General features: G+C 67.9%; 19 protein-coding genes. 5 read left to right on the forward strand and 14 right to left on the reverse strand.

The window, feature by feature from the left end; all coding sequences use genetic code 11:
• From I5E68_RS19135 to I5E68_RS19150, 4 genes are all read right to left on the reverse strand, one after another.
• The coding region (locus tag I5E68_RS19135) for an FAD-dependent oxidoreductase (RefSeq protein WP_197167219.1) at positions 1–207 on the reverse strand (207 nt) is incomplete at its 3' end.
• A gap of 120 nt (positions 208–327) precedes the next feature.
• A complete protein-coding gene (locus I5E68_RS19140; protein WP_197167221.1) occupies positions 328–1,308 on the reverse strand; it encodes an LLM class flavin-dependent oxidoreductase in 981 nt (326 codons plus the stop codon).
• A gap of 37 nt (positions 1,309–1,345) precedes the next feature.
• On the reverse strand, positions 1,346–2,206 hold the full coding sequence (locus I5E68_RS19145) for a tetratricopeptide repeat protein (RefSeq protein ID WP_197167223.1): 861 nt from the start codon (positions 2,204–2,206) through the stop codon (positions 1,346–1,348).
• A 17-nt stretch (positions 2,207–2,223) separates the two neighbouring features.
• Complete coding sequence (locus I5E68_RS19150; protein ID WP_197167286.1) at positions 2,224–2,979, reverse strand: alpha/beta fold hydrolase; 756 nt, start codon at positions 2,977–2,979, stop codon at positions 2,224–2,226.
• 174 nt (positions 2,980–3,153) lie between these two features.
• Here I5E68_RS19150 and I5E68_RS19155 point away from each other — a divergent pair, with 174 nt between their 5' ends.
• Positions 3,154–4,488, forward strand: a complete 1,335-nt coding sequence (locus I5E68_RS19155) for a glycosyltransferase family 39 protein (RefSeq protein WP_197167225.1) — start codon at positions 3,154–3,156, stop codon at positions 4,486–4,488.
• A gap of 22 nt (positions 4,489–4,510) precedes the next feature.
• On the opposite strand, the gene I5E68_RS19160 is transcribed toward I5E68_RS19155, so the two are convergent.
• From I5E68_RS19160 to I5E68_RS19175, 4 genes are read right to left on the reverse strand one after another with little or no spacing between them, the layout of a single operon-like run.
• Positions 4,511–4,726: a hypothetical protein gene (locus tag I5E68_RS19160; protein WP_197167227.1), complete on the reverse strand. Its 216-nt coding sequence runs from the start codon at positions 4,724–4,726 to the stop codon at positions 4,511–4,513.
• A 22-nt stretch (positions 4,727–4,748) separates the two neighbouring features.
• On the reverse strand, positions 4,749–4,940 hold the full coding sequence (locus tag I5E68_RS19165; RefSeq protein ID WP_197167229.1) for a helix-turn-helix transcriptional regulator: 192 nt from the start codon (positions 4,938–4,940) through the stop codon (positions 4,749–4,751).
• A complete protein-coding gene (locus tag I5E68_RS19170) occupies positions 4,937–5,356 on the reverse strand; it encodes a hypothetical protein (RefSeq protein ID WP_197167232.1) in 420 nt (139 codons plus the stop codon). The genes I5E68_RS19165 and I5E68_RS19170 overlap by 4 nt, the downstream gene beginning before the upstream one ends.
• Positions 5,357–5,358: 2 nt before the next feature.
• Entirely contained in the window at positions 5,359–5,526 is a 168-nt protein-coding gene (locus I5E68_RS19175) for a hypothetical protein (RefSeq protein ID WP_197167234.1), read from the reverse strand.
• A gap of 398 nt (positions 5,527–5,924) precedes the next feature.
• Between I5E68_RS19175 and thrS the strand changes: the two genes are divergently transcribed.
• Both thrS and I5E68_RS19185 read left to right on the forward strand, forming a co-directional pair.
• On the forward strand, positions 5,925–7,925 hold the full coding sequence (gene thrS / locus I5E68_RS19180; RefSeq protein WP_197167238.1) for a threonine--tRNA ligase: 2,001 nt from the start codon (positions 5,925–5,927) through the stop codon (positions 7,923–7,925).
• Positions 7,926–8,005: 80 nt separating this feature from the next.
• Positions 8,006–8,680 carry a spermidine synthase gene (locus I5E68_RS19185; RefSeq protein WP_197167239.1) on the forward strand — a complete coding sequence of 225 codons (675 nt, stop codon included), beginning with the start codon at positions 8,006–8,008 and terminating at the stop codon, positions 8,678–8,680.
• 63 nt (positions 8,681–8,743) lie between these two features.
• Here I5E68_RS19185 and I5E68_RS19190 read toward each other — a convergent pair whose 3' ends face one another.
• The 6 genes from I5E68_RS19190 to I5E68_RS19215 all read right to left on the reverse strand — a co-directional run bounded on the left by I5E68_RS19190 (position 8,744) and on the right by I5E68_RS19215 (position 13,397).
• The gene (locus tag I5E68_RS19190; RefSeq protein WP_197167240.1) at positions 8,744–9,079 is read right to left on the reverse strand and encodes a hypothetical protein; all 336 of its coding nucleotides are present in this window, start codon (positions 9,077–9,079) and stop codon (positions 8,744–8,746) included.
• A gap of 37 nt (positions 9,080–9,116) precedes the next feature.
• Positions 9,117–10,004 carry a bestrophin family protein gene (locus I5E68_RS19195; RefSeq protein ID WP_197167242.1) on the reverse strand — a complete coding sequence of 296 codons (888 nt, stop codon included), beginning with the start codon at positions 10,002–10,004 and terminating at the stop codon, positions 9,117–9,119.
• A complete protein-coding gene (locus tag I5E68_RS19200) occupies positions 10,001–10,261 on the reverse strand; it encodes a hypothetical protein (RefSeq protein ID WP_197167245.1) in 261 nt (86 codons plus the stop codon). Before I5E68_RS19200 ends, I5E68_RS19195 begins: the two co-directional genes overlap by 4 nt.
• A gap of 225 nt (positions 10,262–10,486) precedes the next feature.
• Positions 10,487–10,657, reverse strand: a complete 171-nt coding sequence (locus I5E68_RS19205) for a hypothetical protein (protein WP_197167247.1) — start codon at positions 10,655–10,657, stop codon at positions 10,487–10,489.
• Positions 10,658–10,701: 44 nt separating this feature from the next.
• The gene (locus I5E68_RS19210) at positions 10,702–11,685 is read right to left on the reverse strand and encodes an agmatine deiminase family protein (protein ID WP_197167249.1); all 984 of its coding nucleotides are present in this window, start codon (positions 11,683–11,685) and stop codon (positions 10,702–10,704) included.
• A 23-nt stretch (positions 11,686–11,708) separates the two neighbouring features.
• The gene (locus I5E68_RS19215) at positions 11,709–13,397 is read right to left on the reverse strand and encodes a M28 family metallopeptidase (protein WP_197167287.1); all 1,689 of its coding nucleotides are present in this window, start codon (positions 13,395–13,397) and stop codon (positions 11,709–11,711) included.
• A 200-nt stretch (positions 13,398–13,597) separates the two neighbouring features.
• Here I5E68_RS19215 and I5E68_RS19220 point away from each other — a divergent pair, with 200 nt between their 5' ends.
• A complete protein-coding gene (locus I5E68_RS19220; RefSeq protein WP_197167250.1) occupies positions 13,598–16,360 on the forward strand; it encodes a bifunctional [glutamine synthetase] adenylyltransferase/[glutamine synthetase]-adenylyl-L-tyrosine phosphorylase in 2,763 nt (920 codons plus the stop codon).
• The gene (locus I5E68_RS19225) at positions 16,360–16,833 is read left to right on the forward strand and encodes a peroxiredoxin (RefSeq protein ID WP_197167251.1); all 474 of its coding nucleotides are present in this window, start codon (positions 16,360–16,362) and stop codon (positions 16,831–16,833) included. The genes I5E68_RS19220 and I5E68_RS19225 overlap by 1 nt, the downstream gene beginning before the upstream one ends.
• The last annotated feature ends 1 nt before the right edge of the window (position 16,834 follow it).

Consider the following 16,834-nt stretch of genomic DNA (forward strand, 5'->3'; position numbering starts at 1 on the left):
CCAGAAGGTCGCGGGACGGATGAACAGGCGGTCGAAGGTCTTCTCGCGCGCGAAATATTCCTTGGAGAGCGGCGGGCGCTCGTAGGGGTATTCGGGCTCGCGGCCGATCACCGTGATCGTGCCCTCAAACCCGTTCTGCCGCAGCGCGATGGCGCACTGCGCCCCCCCGTGCCCGGCACCCACGATCACTACGTCCGACTTGGTCATGCCTCACCCCGTTTGTCTATCTGGCGTTCGGCGCCTCAACGACGCCGGGCCCTGTCTGGTTTCGTCCTATTCGCTCCCGAGCGCGCAGGCGATAGCCGATTGCACCGCAGCTGCGGTGAATCAGGCGAATGCCGCCATGGTCAGCTCGAGCGAGCGCTGCTGGATGGCCGGGTCGAAAGTCGAGGTGCTCACGATCAGCTCGTCCGCGCCGGTCCGCTGGGCGAAGGCCTCGAGCTGGCTGCGCACCATCTCCGGCGTGCCCAGCGCGCTGACCGAGCGCACCTGCTCGAGCATCGCGCGCGCCGCACCCGGAAGCCCCGCGCGATAGTCGCGGATCGGCGGCTGCAGCTGGCCGGGGTTGCCGGTGCGCAGTGCGACGAAGCTCTGGTCGGTCGAAGAAGCATGATACCATGCCTCTTCCTCGCTCTCGGCGGCGAGCACGTTGATACCGGCCATGAAATGCGGTTTCGCGCAGAACTCGGAAGGTTCAAAGCGCTCGCGGTAGATGCGCGCGGCCTCGTCGAGATGAGTCGGCGCAAAGTGCGAGGCGAAGGCGTAAGGCAGGCCGAGCATGGCCGCCAGCTGCGCGCCGAACAGGCTCGACCCCAGAATCCACATCTCGACGTCGGCGCCCGAAGCCTGGGGCGATTCGACCCCGCCGACCGCCTGCCCGGCGAAGCGCGCGCGCAATTCGACGACATCCTGCGGGAAACGCTCGGAAGCCCCGATGATGTCCTTGCGCAGCGCATTGCCGAGCCGTCCGTCGGCGCCCGCCGCGCGGCCAAGGCCGAGGTCGACGCGCCCCGGGAACATCGCCGCGAGCGTGCCGAACTGCTCGGCGATCACGTAAGGAGTATGGTTGGGCAGCATGATCCCGCCCGCGCCGATCCGGATCGACTTCGTCGCATTGCCAAGGTGCGCCAGCACGACCGAAGTCGCGCCCCCGGCGATGCCCGCCATGCCGTGATGCTCGGCCACCCAGTAGCGCGCATATCCCGCCGCTTCGGCGGTCTGTGCCGTGGCGACGCTGACCGCGATCGAATCGGCGATGCTGGCGCCTTCGCGCACGGTGACGAGGTCGAGGACCGAAAGGGGGATCATGGCATGTACTCGAATTGCGGGAGTGGGGAGGGATGGATCACGGGGCGCTGGCGTCGGCTCCGAGCTGGGCGATGTAGCCGCGCGCGACCCCGGCTTCTGGACTTTCAGGGGCGACGGCGATGACCGAGTTCCAGCTGCGCCGCGCCGCCTCCTCGTTGTCCGAGAGCATGGCGATGACGCCTGCCTCGAGCCCGACGGCGGGATCGCGCGGGGCCAGCTGCGCGGCCTTGTCGATCTGGCTCTGCGCCTCGATCAGCTTGTCCTGCCGGCGCGAGAGCGTCGCCGAAAGCAACCAGGCCTGTGCGTCTTCGGGCGCGGCCTCGCGCGCTTCGGCCAGTGCCTTTGCGGCTTCGTCGCCCTGGTCAAGCGCGACAAGCGCGCGGGCACGGTCGAGTGCGATCGAGGCCTGCAGCGCCTTGTCTTCGGTAAGTTTGGATTCGCCGGCGGCGGGGCCAAGCAGCAGCAGTGCGCGCGCGGCATCGCCGCTGGCCAGCTGCGCGTTGCCCGCCATCGCGCCCAGTCGCGCGCGGCTTGCGTGGTCATCGCTCTCGGCCGCATCGCGCGCGGTCACGAAGGCATCGCGCGCCTCGTCGAACTGGCCGAGGTCCGAGAGGGCTATGCCCAGGCACAGCCCGGCGCGCAGCTTCTCGCGCCCCACCGCCTGGTCGAGCGCCTCTTGCGCGAGGCGTGCGGATCGTTCGGGATCGGCCTCGACCGCGCCGATACAGCCGCCCGGATTGCTTGTCGGAGCGGTATAGCCGGGACCTGCCGCCGCCGCGCGGCGAGCCTCGTCCTCCTTCTTCTCGATGATCTCGAGCGGGAGCGAGGAAGCAGGGGCGGTGCCGATGCCGCCTCCAAGCTGCGCCAGGACGGGCAGCAGGAACGTAAGACTGGGCATGTGTCTAGGGTCTCCGGTCAGCTCGCCGGATCGCGCGCGAGCACCAGTTCGGCGACGGTGCGCATTAGCACGGCGATGTCGCTCTCACGCGAGAGGCGATGGTCGCCATCCTTGATCAGCGTCACCTGCACGTCGTCTGAACGCAACGCTGCCGAAAGCTGCATCGAGATATCGAAAGGCACGTCCTCGTCACGCTGGCCATGCAGCAGGCGTACCGGGCCATCGAAGGGAATTTCGCCGCCGAGCATCAGGTTGGCCTGCCCGTCCGCCCAGAAGCCGGGGTGCGTCGGGGTCGGTTCGGGGCCATAGGGATTGTCTTCGTAGATCGTCTCGCCATCGGCGAGCAGGCCCTTGTCCATCTGCGGCACGCCCCAGTCGGTGAAGTCGGGCGCGGCGGCGATGCCGATCATCGAGTGGACCTGCTCGAGCGGCAGCGCGCGCTCGACCATGAGCATGAGCCAGCCGCCCATCGAGGACCCGATCAGGAGCACCTTGTCGAGCCCGGCGGCCTTGATCACCGCGACCACCTCGTCGCGCCAGCGGCTGAGCGTTCCCTCGGCGAAGTCGCCATCGCTCTGCCCACAGCCCGAATAGTCGATTAGCAGGCAGGCGCGCCCGGCGTGCTGGGCCATCTCGAACAGCGCGGTGGCCTTGCTGCCCGCCATGTCGGACATGTAGCCCGGCAGGAAGACGATCGTCGGGCCCTGTCCGGGGGTGAAGCGGTGCGCGATGCGGCGGCCATCGGCCATTTCGTGGAAGCGGATCTCGGTCATGGGCGGCAAGGTGGGGAGCGCGGGCACGAAGGGCAAGCGAAGATGCTGCCCTAGACGGGGGCCCATCCTTTCAGGTCAACGCATGGGCAAGGCGATTTTCGCTTTCACCCCGGTCCGCTTCACGCCTAATGATGGCCCGCCAAACACCCGTTCCCGACCGACACGAAGGACCCCATGAGCGCCGAGGTCATCCGCTTCCCGACGCCGCCGAGCCGCATGGCGCTGCGCCTCGAATGGTTCGCGCAGGACCGTTCGGTACTGCTCGCGATCTGGGCGCTCTATCTCGTGCTGCGCGTGGCCGTGCTGTTCGTGCCGGTCGAGCCGACCTCGGACGCCTTGTGGTACGACATGCGCGCAATCGCGCTCTCGTCGGGTCAGGGTTATCTCGACAATGCCGGGGAACCGACCGCGTTCTGGCCACCGGGCTGGCCCATGGCGCTTTCGCTCATATACGCGCAGTTCGGTGTCTCGAAGGTGGCGCTCGGCCTGTTCAATTTGCTCAGCGCGCTGCTCACCGGGGCGCTGACGCTGGCGCTGGGGCGGCGCATCTTCGGCAACGAGGCGGCCGCGCGCATGGGGCTGCTGCTGCTCGCGGTCTATCCCAACGCCATCGGCTACGTGCCGCTCGCGCTGACCGAGGTGTTCTATACGCTGCTGCTGATGACCGGCTGCTGGATTCTCGTGATCCGCGACAAGCGCCTGCAACTGGTCACTGCGGGCGTGATCCTCGGCTTCGCCACACTGGTGAAGGCGCAGACGCTGGTAGTGATCCCGCTGGTCTTCGCGATCGACTGGCTGCGCATGCGCGGGGTCTGGAGCCGCCTGCCGCGGCTGCTGGGCGAAGGCCTGCTGGTGCTGGGCGTCGCCTTGCTGACGGTCCTGCCCTGGACGATCCGCAACCACGAGGTACTCGGCGAATGGGTCCTCGTCTCGACCAATGGCGGCTACACCCTGCTCACCGGCAACCACGATGCGGCAAGCGGAGACTATTCGCCCGAGGGTCCGGCTGTCGAAAGCCTGATCCAGCGCACCGATCTCGACGAAGTCGCGCGCGACCACGAGGCACGGCGGCTGGGCTGGCAATGGATCGCGGACAACCCCGGCAGGTTCCTTGCGCTGGCGCCGAAGAAGCTCGCGCGGCTGTGGCTGCCCGATGGCGAGGCGGAGTGGGCCTATCAGGCCGGTACGCCCGGCTACGAAGATGTAGCCCCGCTGTTTCGCGCCGTGCGATACCTCAACCAGGCCTATTATGGTGCGTTGATGTTGGCCTTCGCCGCGGCCTTCGTGGTGATGCTCATACGCCGTCAACGCGACGGGCAGCGCTGGCCCGGCTGGTGGCTGCTGCCTTATGCCATCGCCGCCTTCCCGAGCGCGATCGCGGTGGTGTTCTCGGGCCAGTCGCGGTTCCACTATCCGGTCATGCCCTTTGTGTGCATGACCGTCGGATGGCTGGCGGTGGCGGGCTGGCAGGCATGGTCGGAGCGGCGCCTCGGCCCGCGCCTGCGCTGAGTGACAAGCCTCCGCTGGAGGATCAGTACAGAACCGGGTTCGCGACCCACAGCACCATGCCGCCGCCCGCACGCTCGAAGACATAGGCAGGCACGGCATCGATATCGAGCGAGAGCGTCTCGTCGCGCGCGAGACCGGTCCAGACCGCGCAGCCGAGCACCATCGCGAAGGCCAGCCCCGCTACGATCCGGCGCTTGCCGGTGCCTGCTCCTGATGACCGCCGGTACCAGCGCGGCATCGTCACTCTCCCCAAGGACATCTCAGTCCCTCTCGAATATCTCTTCTATCGTCTTTTCGAACAGGTCCGCAATGCGAAACGCGAGCGGAAGCGACGGGTCGTAGCGGCCCGTCTCGATCGCATTGACGCTCTGGCGCGAAACCTCGAGACGCGTGGCGAGGTCCTGCTGGCTCCAGCCGCGCTCGGCGCGCAGCACCTTGAGGCGGTTCTTCACGCACACCCCGCATCGCCGAGCGTCAGCTTGTTCCACAAGCCGCCGAGGCCGAGGCCGAAACACCAGATCGGGAAGACCCAGAACAGGGGCAGCGGCGAGACCGTGGTGAACAGCTCGAGGATGCCCCAGACGCTGCATATCGCAAGCGTGACGCCGGTGGCGAACATCGCCTTGCGGACCTCGAGCATGCGCAGGTACTCGTCCTCGAGCTCCGTATAGAAGCGGCCGATCGCCCAGATCATGCCCAGCACGGCAAGTCCGGGCAGCAGCGCGATGGCGACGTTGCCCGCGCTGACCGGCGCCGCCTTGTCGAGCAGGCGACTCGCGGTAAAGATGCCTGCCAGATAGAGCCCGGCAAAGCCGAACAGGCGCACGAAGTAGCGGCGCTGGACCGCGCTCTTCGGGATCAGCCCCACGATCAGCCCCGCCCGGCACGAGCGGCACAGCGCCGCGCCGACGACACCGCGAAGGCAGGCATGGCCACGACGGCGGCGAAAGTCGTCCAGTCGGGCAGGACGTCGAGGATGTTGAGCACGGCCACGGCAAGGATGGCGAGGGCCCAGGTGATGGCAATCCTGATCGGCATGATGACAAGCTCCCTTTCACTTATGTAAAGGGTGTTTGTCATAAATACCGCATTCGTGTCAAGCCACATTGACATTAAGGACAGCTCCCTTGTCTTCCAGACCCTGTCGCCATGGCCAGCGCGTGACGCGTGACTCGGCGGGCAGGCGCTGCTAAGGCTGGCGCCACCATGACCAAGCGTGTGACTACCACCACGACCACTACCACCCGGCGCGCCCGGGCACGGCTGGTCGCGGCCTGAACACGCGTACCGCCGCTGCCCGGGCTTCGGGCGGAGCGGCGTCATCCTCCCGAAACATCGCCCCCTCACCCGATGCCCGGCCTTGCCGCTGTGGTCCGCCTTGTGCCAAAGGCCGCCCGAGCAGCGCCGCGAAGGCCCATGAGCGAAAGACAAGTCCGATGTCCGAGATGATCAAGATCAGCCTGCCCGACGGTTCGGTGCGCGAAATGCCCGAAGGCTCGACCCCTGCGGACGTCGCCGCCGCGATCGGCCCCGGCCTCGCCAAGGCCGCCATCGCCGCCCGGATCGACGGCGAGTTGGTCGACCTCTCGCGCCCCTTCGCGGGCGACGCCGCGCTCGCGCTGGTCACCGCGAAGGACGAGGCCGAGGCGCTCGACCTTGCCCGTCACGACTATGCCCACGTGCTGGCCGAGGCGGTGCAGGCGCTCTGGCCCGGCACGCAGATCACTTTCGGTCCCTCGACCGACGATGGCTTCTACTATGACGTCATGGCGCCCGCGAGCCGCGCGCCTTTCTCGATGGACGACCTGCCCGCCATCGAGGAGAAGATGCGCGAGATCATCAAGGCCGACAAGCCGCTGACCCGCGAGGTCTGGACCCGCCAGCAGCTGATCGACAAGTGGAGTGCCGAGGGCGAGAGCTTCAAGGCCGAGTGGGCCGCAGAGCTGCCCGAGGGCGAGGAACTGACCGTCTACTGGTCGGGCAAGGACTGGCTCGACATGTGCCGCGGCCCCCACCTGCCCTCGACCGGCAAGCTCGATTCGCAGGCCTTCAAGCTGATGCGCGTTGCCGGTGCCTACTGGCGCGGTGACCAGAAGAACGCACAGCTGACCCGCATCTACGGCACCGGCTGGCTCAACAAGAAGCAGCTCAACGCCCACCTGACCCGTCTCGAGGAAGCCGCCAAGCGCGACCACCGCAAGCTGGGCAACGAGATGGACCTGTTCCACCTCCAGGCCGAAGCTCACGGCTCGGTGTTCTGGCACCCCAACGGCTATGTCATCTACCGCGCGCTCGAGGACTACATGCGCCGCGCGGTCGAGGCGGCGGACTGCAAGGAGGTCAAGACCCCGCAGGTGATGGACGCACGCCAGTGGGAACAGTCGGGCCACTGGGGCAAGTACCGCGAGAACATGTTCGTCATTCCCGACGAGACGCCCAACACCGAGGACGATGGCCCGATCGTCTCGGACGAGGCCGACTGGATGGCCTTGAAGCCGATGAACTGCCCCGCGCACGTGCTCATCTTCAAGCAGGGCACCAAGTCCTACCGCGACCTGCCCTTGCGCATCGTCGAGAACGGCTGCTGCCACCGCAACGAGCCGCACGGCGCGCTCCATGGCCTGATGCGCGTTCGCCAGTTCACGCAGGACGACGGGCACATCTTCTGCCGCGAGGACCAGATCGTCGCCGAGACCCGCGCCTTCTGCGAGCTGGCCGACCGCGTCTACAAGGACTTCGGCTTCACCTACTCGATCAAGCTCGCGCTGCGCCCCGAACAGCGCTTCGGCACCGACGAGATGTGGGACAAGGCCGAGGACGAGCTGCGCAACGCGGTTATCGCCGCAGGCCTCGCCACCGAGGAATACGGCTGGGAGGAACTGCCCGGTGAAGGCGCGTTCTACGCGCCCAAGCTCGAATGGCACCTCACCGACGCGATCGGGCGCACCTGGCAGGTCGGCACGATCCAGTCGGACCGCGTGCTGCCCGAGCGCCTCGATGCGACTTATGTCGGCGAGGACGGCGAGAAGCACCGCCCGGTCATGCTTCACCGCGCGATCTTCGGGTCGTACGAACGCTTCATCGGCATCCTCATCGAGCACTTCGCGGGCAAGCTGCCGGTCTGGCTCGCCCCGGTCCAGGCGGTTGTCGCGACCATCGTCTCGGATGCGGACGACTACGCGCGCGAGGTGACCGCCAGGCTCAAGGCTGCGGGCGTTCGCGTCGAGACCGACGTGCGCAACGAGAAGATCAACTACAAGGTGCGCGAGCACAGCCACGCCAAGGTCCCGCACCTGCTCGTGGTGGGCAAGCGCGAGGCCGAGGAAGGCACCGTCGCGATCCGTACGCTGGGCGAACAGCAGCAGCAGGTGATGAGCCTCGACGAGGCCGTCGCGATGCTCACCGCCGCCGCCACCGCGCCCGACTTGCGCGCCTGATATCCCCCGCCTTCGCCGCCGCGCCGGACTCGGGTCCCAGGCGGTGGCGAAGGCGGATTTCTGCTTGAGAAAGGCCGGTCATGATTGCACGCGAACTCATCGATGCCGCATGGGTCCCCGATGGCGAGAAGCTCGAGCTTTACCGCCACGACAAGGACTTCATGATCGTGCTCGGCCACAACGAGCTGATGTCGACGCGCAAGTGGGGCTCGGAAGAGGCGCTCGCGACGATGGCCTGGGAACGGGTCAAGGCATCGAAGAAGCCGCATTTCCTGATCGGCGGCTACGGCATGGGCTTCACCCTGCGCGCCGCGCTGCGCATCCTGCCCGCCGATGCCAAGATCACCGTGGTCGAGCTGGTCCCCGAAATCATCGAATGGGCGCGCGGCCCGATGGCCGAGGTTGCCGCGGGCTGCCTCGATGACCCGCGCGTCAACCTCGTGATCGGTGACGTCGCGCATTTCATCGATGGCGCACAGGGCGACTACGACGCGATCCTGCTCGACGTCGACAACGGCCCCGACGGGCTCGTGCGCGAGGACAACAACGTCATCTATTCGAAGACGGGCCTTCGCGCACTCTACCGCGCGCTGACCCCCGAGGGCGTCGCCGCGATCTGGTCAGCCGGACCCGACCCCGCCTTCACCCGTCGCCTCGAACGCGCACGCTTCGCGGTCGAGGAGCGCAAGGTCGCCTCGCGCTCGAACGGCAAGGGCCCCAAGCACGTGATCTGGTTCGCGACGCCCAACGAATAAGGCAGCGCCGACGCGTCTCGCAGCGCGGATGCGTCAGCACTGCGGCCCTGCGGCAGGCGGCCTTCAGGCCTCGAGCCGCTCCAGCCAGGCCTGTGCCTGCTTGGGCTCGCCCACGGCATGCGCCTTGGCGGGCCCGCACGCGGCCATGAACTCGGCGTGGAGCGCGAATGGTTCGAGGTCGAGCCGCTCGCGCAAGTCGTCGATCTCGCCGGCAAGGTCTTCGAGCGCGGCAATCACCGGTGCGACCTTGGCCCGCGCGTGCTTGTCGCCCTTGTGGTCGAACAACCCCCAGGTCCCGCCCGCGGTCACCTTAAGCGCCGCGATCAGGTCTGCGGTATAGTCCGCTTCGAGTTCCAAGCGGCGCTGATCCATGCGCTCGAGACGGTCTGCCTTTGCCATGGCCAAGCCCTAGCGGGGCGGGCCCGCGCGTCAAGCGCTACCACAGCACCCCGTCGGCATCGGGCTTGAGCGCCGCGGGCGCCTCCTCGCCAATGCACTGCAAGAGGTCGATCTCGATCGTGCGGCACATCGCGTTGAGCGGCAGGTCGTGAACGGTGTTGGCGAAAGGGTCGACGAGATCGTCACCGATGGTCAGCACCGCGAGGAACATCATGCCTGCGATGGTCGAGCCGAGCGGGGTCGCGAACTGCAGCGTCTCGACGAGCCCGATCGGCAACAGGACGCAGAACAGGTGCGTGAAAACCGTCGGCAGCCAGCGGTACTGGTGCGGCAGCGGCGTGTTCTTGAGCCGCTCCATGCCCCCTTGCGCATTGGCGATGTCGACCAGCACGGCCTCCATCTGCGCTTGCTGGATGGTGTCGATAAGCCCCGCGCGGCGCGCCTCGTCGATGCGGCGGCCGGTGCCGTCAAGGATGCCGTTGGCGACGTTGACCCGCTGCAGCGCGAGGTCGGCCTCGTGGCGCGGGAGCAGGCGGATCACTTCCTCGTCGGGCGACTGGCGGCGCAGCTGGCAGCGCAAGGCATTGACGTAGGCGATCTGGCGCAGGGTGATGCGCCGCTTGTAGTCGGCGCCTTCCGGGTCAGGCAGGAAGTTGCGCGCGCTACGTGCGATGTTGCGGCTGGCATTGATCATCAGCCCCCACAGCTGACGCCCTTCCCACCAGCGGTTGTAGGCCGAATTGCTGCGAAAGCCGAGGAACAGCGCCAGCGCGGAGCCGAACAGCGTGACCGGCAGCTCGGGCGCATCGAAAGGCAGCACGTAGTAGATGACGGTGACGATGACGTCCCACACGAACAGCAGCGCAAGCGGCTTCCATATTTCGCGAACGATGCGGGCGGGACGGGGCGCAGGCGTGACGATCATCGGCTTCGCGAGGTTCCTCGGTCATCGGGAGCAGTTTCGAGCATGGGGCGAGCGGCCTCCGGCCCGGCAGGCTGGACGCGGGTCGAGGCCGCGGCCATAGCGGCAGAGCTGCCCGAGACCGGGCGGATCGTCAACCAGTCGACTCGGTCGATCGAGGCGAAGAAGGCAAGCACGCCGCAGCCGAACACGAACAGCAGCAGGTTGCCCATAACACCTTCGCGGGCGGTGGCGGTTTCGGTCTCGCTGAACTGGCGCATCGTCGATCTCCTCGAAACTGTTTCGGACAGCGCAAGGTCGGGATCGTTGATTTCGATTGCATTGGCGCTTTGCAACAATTCTTTGCTGCAGCGCAGCAGGGTGCCGCGCCGTGCGCACGCCTTGGCGCAAGCCGTTATTTCGCAGCGATAAAATGAAAAAAGGCCGCCGTGATGGCGACCTTTGTAGAGTATGTTTCGAAGCGGCCCCGGACTTCGCCGGGCCGCTCAGAAAGGCAGCGCCTGACCTGCGAAAATCAGCGCCGCGGCGCAACCCGCCACGACCACGGGCCGCAGCGCCTGGAGCCCGGAAAGGCGACGCATTGCGGAACGCGGGACGCTGGCAGCGCGCGTGTCCGAGGGAAAAAGGGCGATGACCTGTGCCATGGCCGCGATCATGCGCGCCAAGCTCTTGCCAAAGCGTTAAAACCGGTGCGCCCGCCTCAGATCGCCGAGGGCATCTGCTGGCTCGAACAGTGGAACGAGCCACCGCCAGCCAGCACCGCATCGGCCATCACGCCCACCGTCTCGCGATCGGGGAACAGATCGGCGATGGCCTCGACACCTTCCTCGTCGTGCGCGGTGCCGTAGATCGGCACGACGACGAGATTCGAGGTGATCGCGAAGTTCATGTAGCTGGCAGGCTCGATCCTGCCCTCGCTCTCCACCCGGCCCGGCGAGGGCACCTCGCACACGGTCACGCCCATGGCCTCGGCGCGGGCCTTGGCATCGGCGTAGATCGCCGCGTTGGGGTCATCGCTTCCGGTCGCGCGCGGCAGGGCGAGCGTGTTGGGCGCGACGAAACGCGCGAGGTTGTCGACGTGCCCGTCGGTGTGATCGTTGATCAGGCCCTCGCCCAGCCACAGCACCCGCTCGTAGCCGAGATCGAGCGCGAGGCGCATCTCGAGATCGGCGCGGGTAAGCTGCGGGTTGCGGTTGGGGTTGAGCAGGCACTGCTCGGTGGTGACGACGAGCCCGGTACCGTCGCCGTCAAGCGCGCCGCCCTCGAGGATCCAGTCGCCGGTCTCGATGCTGAGACCGGCATCGCGCGCGAGCTCGGCGCCGATCTCCTGATCGCCCTCCATCAGGTACTTGCCGCCCCAGCCGTTGAAGCCGAAGCGCATCGCCTTGCGTCCGCCCGCCGCGTCCATGGTGACGAGCGGGCCGGTGTCGCGCAGCCACACGTCTCCATAACGGCGCGTCTCGAGCACGACCTTGTCCGAGACGAGCGCGGCCGCCCGCGCGCGGTTGACCTCGTCACGCACGACGAGCCGCACTTCCTGCCCGCTCTCGGCAACCACGCTGGCGAACTGGGCCATCTGGACCTGTGCTTCCTCGAGGAAGCCGGGCCATTCGACCGGATCGTGCGGAAAGCCGATCCAGATCCAGTCCTGCGGGTGCCACTCGGGCGGAAGTGCGAAGGTCATCGTAGGGTCCTGGTCCTGGCTGGTTACGGCTTGGCGCAGCCGCCCGTGGCCGCCGCGCACGACTTGTCGCGGATGGCACGGAATTCGTCGGTTTCATGCCAGTTCGGCCAGAAGTCCGAATCGGCGAGCTTGCGCCCGAGCCGATAGTAGAGCCCCACATCCTCGACAATGCCGTCCCAGGTCCAGTCGTCCGAATATTCGTCGCTGGGTGCGTGGTAGTCGTTGTCGGTATAGGCCTGAGCGAGCTTGTCACCGGCCGCGGTGCCGCCCTCGAACAGGTCGGAACTGCGCGAGATGTCGAACATCGGCACGCCGCGCTTGGCCATCGAGAAGTGGTCGGAGCGGTAGTAGTGGCCGCGCTCGGTATGCTCTTCGGGGACTTCGGTGAGCCCCTCCTCGACGAGCGTCTCGCGGAAGATCGCGGTGAGGTCGGACTTGTCGCCGCCGGTCGCGGCATAGGAGCGCGAGCGCGGCGCGGGCAGCAGCGCGTCCATGTTCACCCCGCCCACGGTGTGATCGAGCGGGAAGATCGGGTTCGCGCCATAGTATTCCGAACCGAGCAGGCCCGTTTCCTCGAGTGTGACCGCAAGGAAGACCTGGCTGCGCTCGGCGGGCCCCGCCTCGACGTTGGCCTTGGCGAGCGCGGCCAGCGCGGCGACGCCGGTCGCATTGTCGACCGCGCCGTTGCAGATGTCGTCGCCCGTCTCGTCGGGGGTGCAGTGGCCGAGGTGGTCCCAGTGCCCCGAGTAGAGCACGTATTCGTCGGGGCGCGTGGTGCCCGGCAGGATGCCCACGACGTTGTTCGAGGTCGACTTGCGGATCGCGTTGTCGAAGCCGAAGCTCGCCGACAGGCCCAGCGGGACCGCTTTGAAGCCCTTGTGACGTGCCGCTTCGCTCAGGCTCGCGAGGTCCTTGCCCGCAGCCTTTAGGATCGCCTCGGCGACGGGCTTTTGCACCCAGCCGTTGGCCGCGGTCTGGCTCGCCCCGTCATCGGCGCTCTGCACGTAGTACTGCGCGCCGGTCCAGCTCGAGTTGACGACGTTCCAGCCGTAGGCCGCAGGAAAGGTGTCGTGGACGATCAGCGCGGCGGTCGCGCCCTGCCTTGCAGCTTCTTCGAACTTGTAGGTCCAGCGCCCGTAATAGGTCATGCGCCGCCCCTTGAACGGACCGTCCTCGGTCTCGGCATCGTAGTCGGCATCGTTGACGAGGATGACCGCAGTCTTCCCCTTCATGTCGATCCCGGCATAGTCGTTCCAGCCCAGCTCGGGCGCGTTGATGCCGTAGCCCACGAAGACCAGCTCGCTATTGCTGACGCGCGTCTGCGGCACGACGCGGTAGCTCGCCGCGACATAGTCCTCACCGAAGGCGAAGCTGAGCGGCTTGCCCTTACCAGAGACGGTGAGCGGCGTCTCGTTGCCGGCAGTGATCTCGACGGTCGGCACCGGCTGGAGCCACTTGCCGTGATTGCCCGGCTGAAGCCCGGCGGCCTTGAACTGGGTGACGATGTAATCGAGCACCTTGGGCTCGATCGCAGTGCTCGGCGCGCGGCCCTCCATCTCGTCGGAGGCGAGCGTCTTGACCATCGCCTTCATCAGCGGAACCGAGATGTCGGGTTCGCCCGCGAGACTTTCCTCGGGCGGCGGCAGCGCGGTGCCCTTGGGCATGTCGGGGCCGGTGTAGGAAGCGGTGCTGCAGGCGGCCAGGGCCAGCATGGCGAGCGCGGAAGCGGTGTGCTTGAAGTCGATCAAGGGCGCAGGTCCTCATGTTCTGGTCGGCGGTGCACTCTCGCGGTGCCTGCCGGGATGTGCGATGGGGTGCCAGAGCCCATCTGTCAGTACAAGCCGTCGCCGCCCTGCCTCGGACCGATTTGCAAGACCTTGCGTGCGCGATGCCGCAAGGGCAGGGATGCAGAATGGTAACCACGGCCAAGAACAGCGGACGAGACGGTGAGAGGGGCCCGGGCGACTGGCAGGACGCGATCACGCGCGCGCGGGCATATTCGCCCTTCCTCACCCGCCTGCTCGACAAGCAGCCCGACCTCGAAGCGCTGCTGCGCGAAGGCAAGGGCGAAGAGGCTCTGGCCCATGCGGCAAGCGCGGGCGCGGGCGCGAGCGAGGTGGGAACCGCGCTCAGGCGCGAGCGCGCGGCGCTCGCCCTCACGCTCGCCATAGGCGATCTCGCCGGGGCCTTCCCGCTGCTCAAGGTCACCGGCGCGCTGTCCGCATTCGCCGACCGGGCGCTCGATGCCGCGATCCACGAGGGCATCCGCCGCCGCGTCCCCGACTACGAGCCGGGCCGCGACCCTTCCGGCTTCATCGCGCTGGCCTTGGGCAAGCACGGGGCGCTCGAACTCAACTACAGCTCGGACATCGATCCGATCCTGCTGTTCGACCCTGCCGTGCTGCCGCGCCGCGAGCGCGACGAGCCGGGAGAGGCCGCGCAGCGCGTGGCCCGCGCAGTGGTCGAGACGCTCTCGCGGGTCAACGAGGAGGGCTACGTCTTTCGCGTCGACCTGCGCCTGCGCCCGGCCTCGGAGGTCAGCCCGCTGGCGATCCCCGTCGGCGCGGCGCTGACCCATTACGAAAGCTCCGCGCTGACCTGGGAGCGCGCCGCCTTCATCCGCGCGCGTGCCTGTGCCGGCGATATCGATGCGGGCGAGGCCTTCCTTGCCGCGATCCGTCCCTTTGTCTGGCGTCGCAGCCTCGATTTCGGCGCGATTGCCGAGATCGGACGACTGACCGCGCAGATCCGCGCCAGCACCCGTGGCAGCCCCGAGGTCGGACCCGGCTTCGATCTCAAGAAGGGGCGCGGCGGCATTCGCGAGATCGAGTTCTACGCCCAGACGCACCAGCTCATCCATGCCGGGCGCAACCCTGCGCTGCGCCTGCGCGGCACGCGCGCGACGCTCGATGCGCTCGCCGCAGTCGGGCTCGTCGATCCCGCCGAGGCGCAGCTGCTCGGCGAGAGCTACGACCGCTTGCGCCAGGTCGAGCACCGCTTGCAGATGGTGCAGGACCACCAGACGCATTCGCTGCCCGAGACGGCGGACGCGATCGACGCCGTCGCGCGGCTCGACGGGCTGCCCGACGGCAAGACGCTGCTCGAGGAACTGCGCGCGATCACCGAGTCCGTCGGCTCGCGCTACGACACGCTGATCATGGCAAACGTGCCGCAAGGCGCTCCCGCCGCGACGCCGATGCCGAGCCAGACGAGCCTGCGCGAGCAGCTCGAGGACCTGGGCTTCGAGGAACCCGAGGCACTCGCCGCGCGCATCGACGGCTGGCTTTCGGGCCGCATGCGCGCGCTTCGCAGCGATGCCGCGCGCGCCGCCTTCGAGGCGATCCGCCCCGACCTGCTCGCCGCCCTCGCCGCTGCGCCCGAACCCGAGCGTGCGCTTGCCCGCTGGGAGCAGCTGCTCGGCAACCTGCCGAGCGCGATCAACCTGTTCCGCCTGCTCGAGGCGCGCCCGGGCCTGCTCGACCTGCTCGCGCGCATCCTCAGCCTCGCCCCGCCGCTCGCCGACACGCTCGCGCGCCGCGCCGACATGCTCGATCCGCTGATCGATGCCAGCGCGTTCGACCTGCCGGGCACTCTCGAGGAAATCGAGGCCGACCTCGCGCGCACCGAGCCGGGCGGCGACTACGAGCGGCTGCTCGACACGGTGCGGCGGCGCGTGGGCGAGATGCGCTTTCGCCTCGGCGTCCAGCTGATCGAGGGCGCCAACGACCCGCTCGCGATCGGCCACGCGCTCGCCCGCATCGCCGAGGCCGCCAATGCCGTGCTGACCCGCGCGACGATCGCCCAGTTCCGCGAAAAGCACGGCGAGGTGCCCGGCAGCGAATTGCTGGTACTCGGCCTCGGGCGCTTCGGCGGCGACGTGCTGACCCATGCCTCGGACCTCGACCTGGTCTATCTCTTCACCGGCGATGCCGGGAGCGAGTCGGACGGAGCCCGCCCGCTCGGCGCCACGCTCTACTTCAACCGCCTCTCGCAGCGCGCCATCGCCGCGCTCTCGGTGCCGACCGCAGAAGGCGCGCTCTACGAAGTCGACACGCGACTGCGCCCCTCGGGCGCGCAGGGGCCGCCCGCCGCCTCGCTCGAAAGCTTCGCGCGCTATCAGGCGGAACAGGCCTGGACCTGGGAGCACATGGCGCTGTGCCGCGCGCGTCCCCTGTTCGGTTCGCAGGCCGGGCGTGCCGCGCTCGCCGAGGAGGTGCGCAAGGTCCTGCTCCACGAGCGCGACCCGGCAAAGCTGCGCGAAGACGTGCTCGAGATGCGCGCCAAGATGGCCGACCACAAGCCCGCAAAAGGCCCGCTCGACGTCAAGCTGTCGCGCGGCGGGCTGGTCGACCTCGAGTTCATCGTGCACTTCGTGCAGCTGCGCGAAGGCGCCGGGCTCGATCCCGACTTGGGCCAGGCGATCGCACAGCTTGCCGAAATGGGGCTCGTCGATCCGGCGCTGGCGCCGGCGCACGACACGCTGACCCGCTTTCTTGTCGCCGCGCGGCTGCTCGCCCCCGATTCGGCCATCCCCAACCCGTCCGCATGCATGGCGCTCGTGCGCGCATGTGGCTATGGCGACTGGCAAGACCTTGAACGCGCCCTCGCTAGCGCCCGCGCCGACGTCGCGCGGGCCTGGCAGGGCACCTTCGACGAACGACTGGAGACAGATTGATGAGCGCATTTCCCGAGGTGGGCGACACCTTCCCCGACATCGCCATGGAAACCCCCGATGGCGGCAGCGTGAAGGCGTCCGACTTTGCCGGGCGCAAGCTGGTGGTGTTCTTCTATCCCAAGGACAACACGCCCGGCTGCACCACCGAGAACATCGATTTCTCAGGCCTCAAAGACCAGTTCGATGCTGCGGGCGTCTCGCTGCTCGGCGTCAGCAAGGATTCGGCGAAAAAGCACCAGAACTTCATCGCCAAGCATGACCTGAAGGCACCGCTCGCGAGCGACGCCGAAGAGAACGGGCTGTCCGACGCGCTCGGCATCTGGACCGAGAAGCAGAACTACGGGCGCACTTACATGGGCATGGTGCGCACGACCTACCTCGTCGATGCCGAGGGCAAGATCGCGCAGGTGTGGAACAAGGTGAAGGTCAAGGGCCACGCCGAAGCCGTGCTGGAGGCCGCCAAGGCGCTCTGAG

Origin of the sequence: Novosphingobium aureum (genome assembly GCF_015865035.1) — a bacterium.
In the GTDB taxonomy this organism is placed as follows: domain Bacteria; phylum Pseudomonadota; class Alphaproteobacteria; order Sphingomonadales; family Sphingomonadaceae; genus Novosphingobium; species Novosphingobium aureum.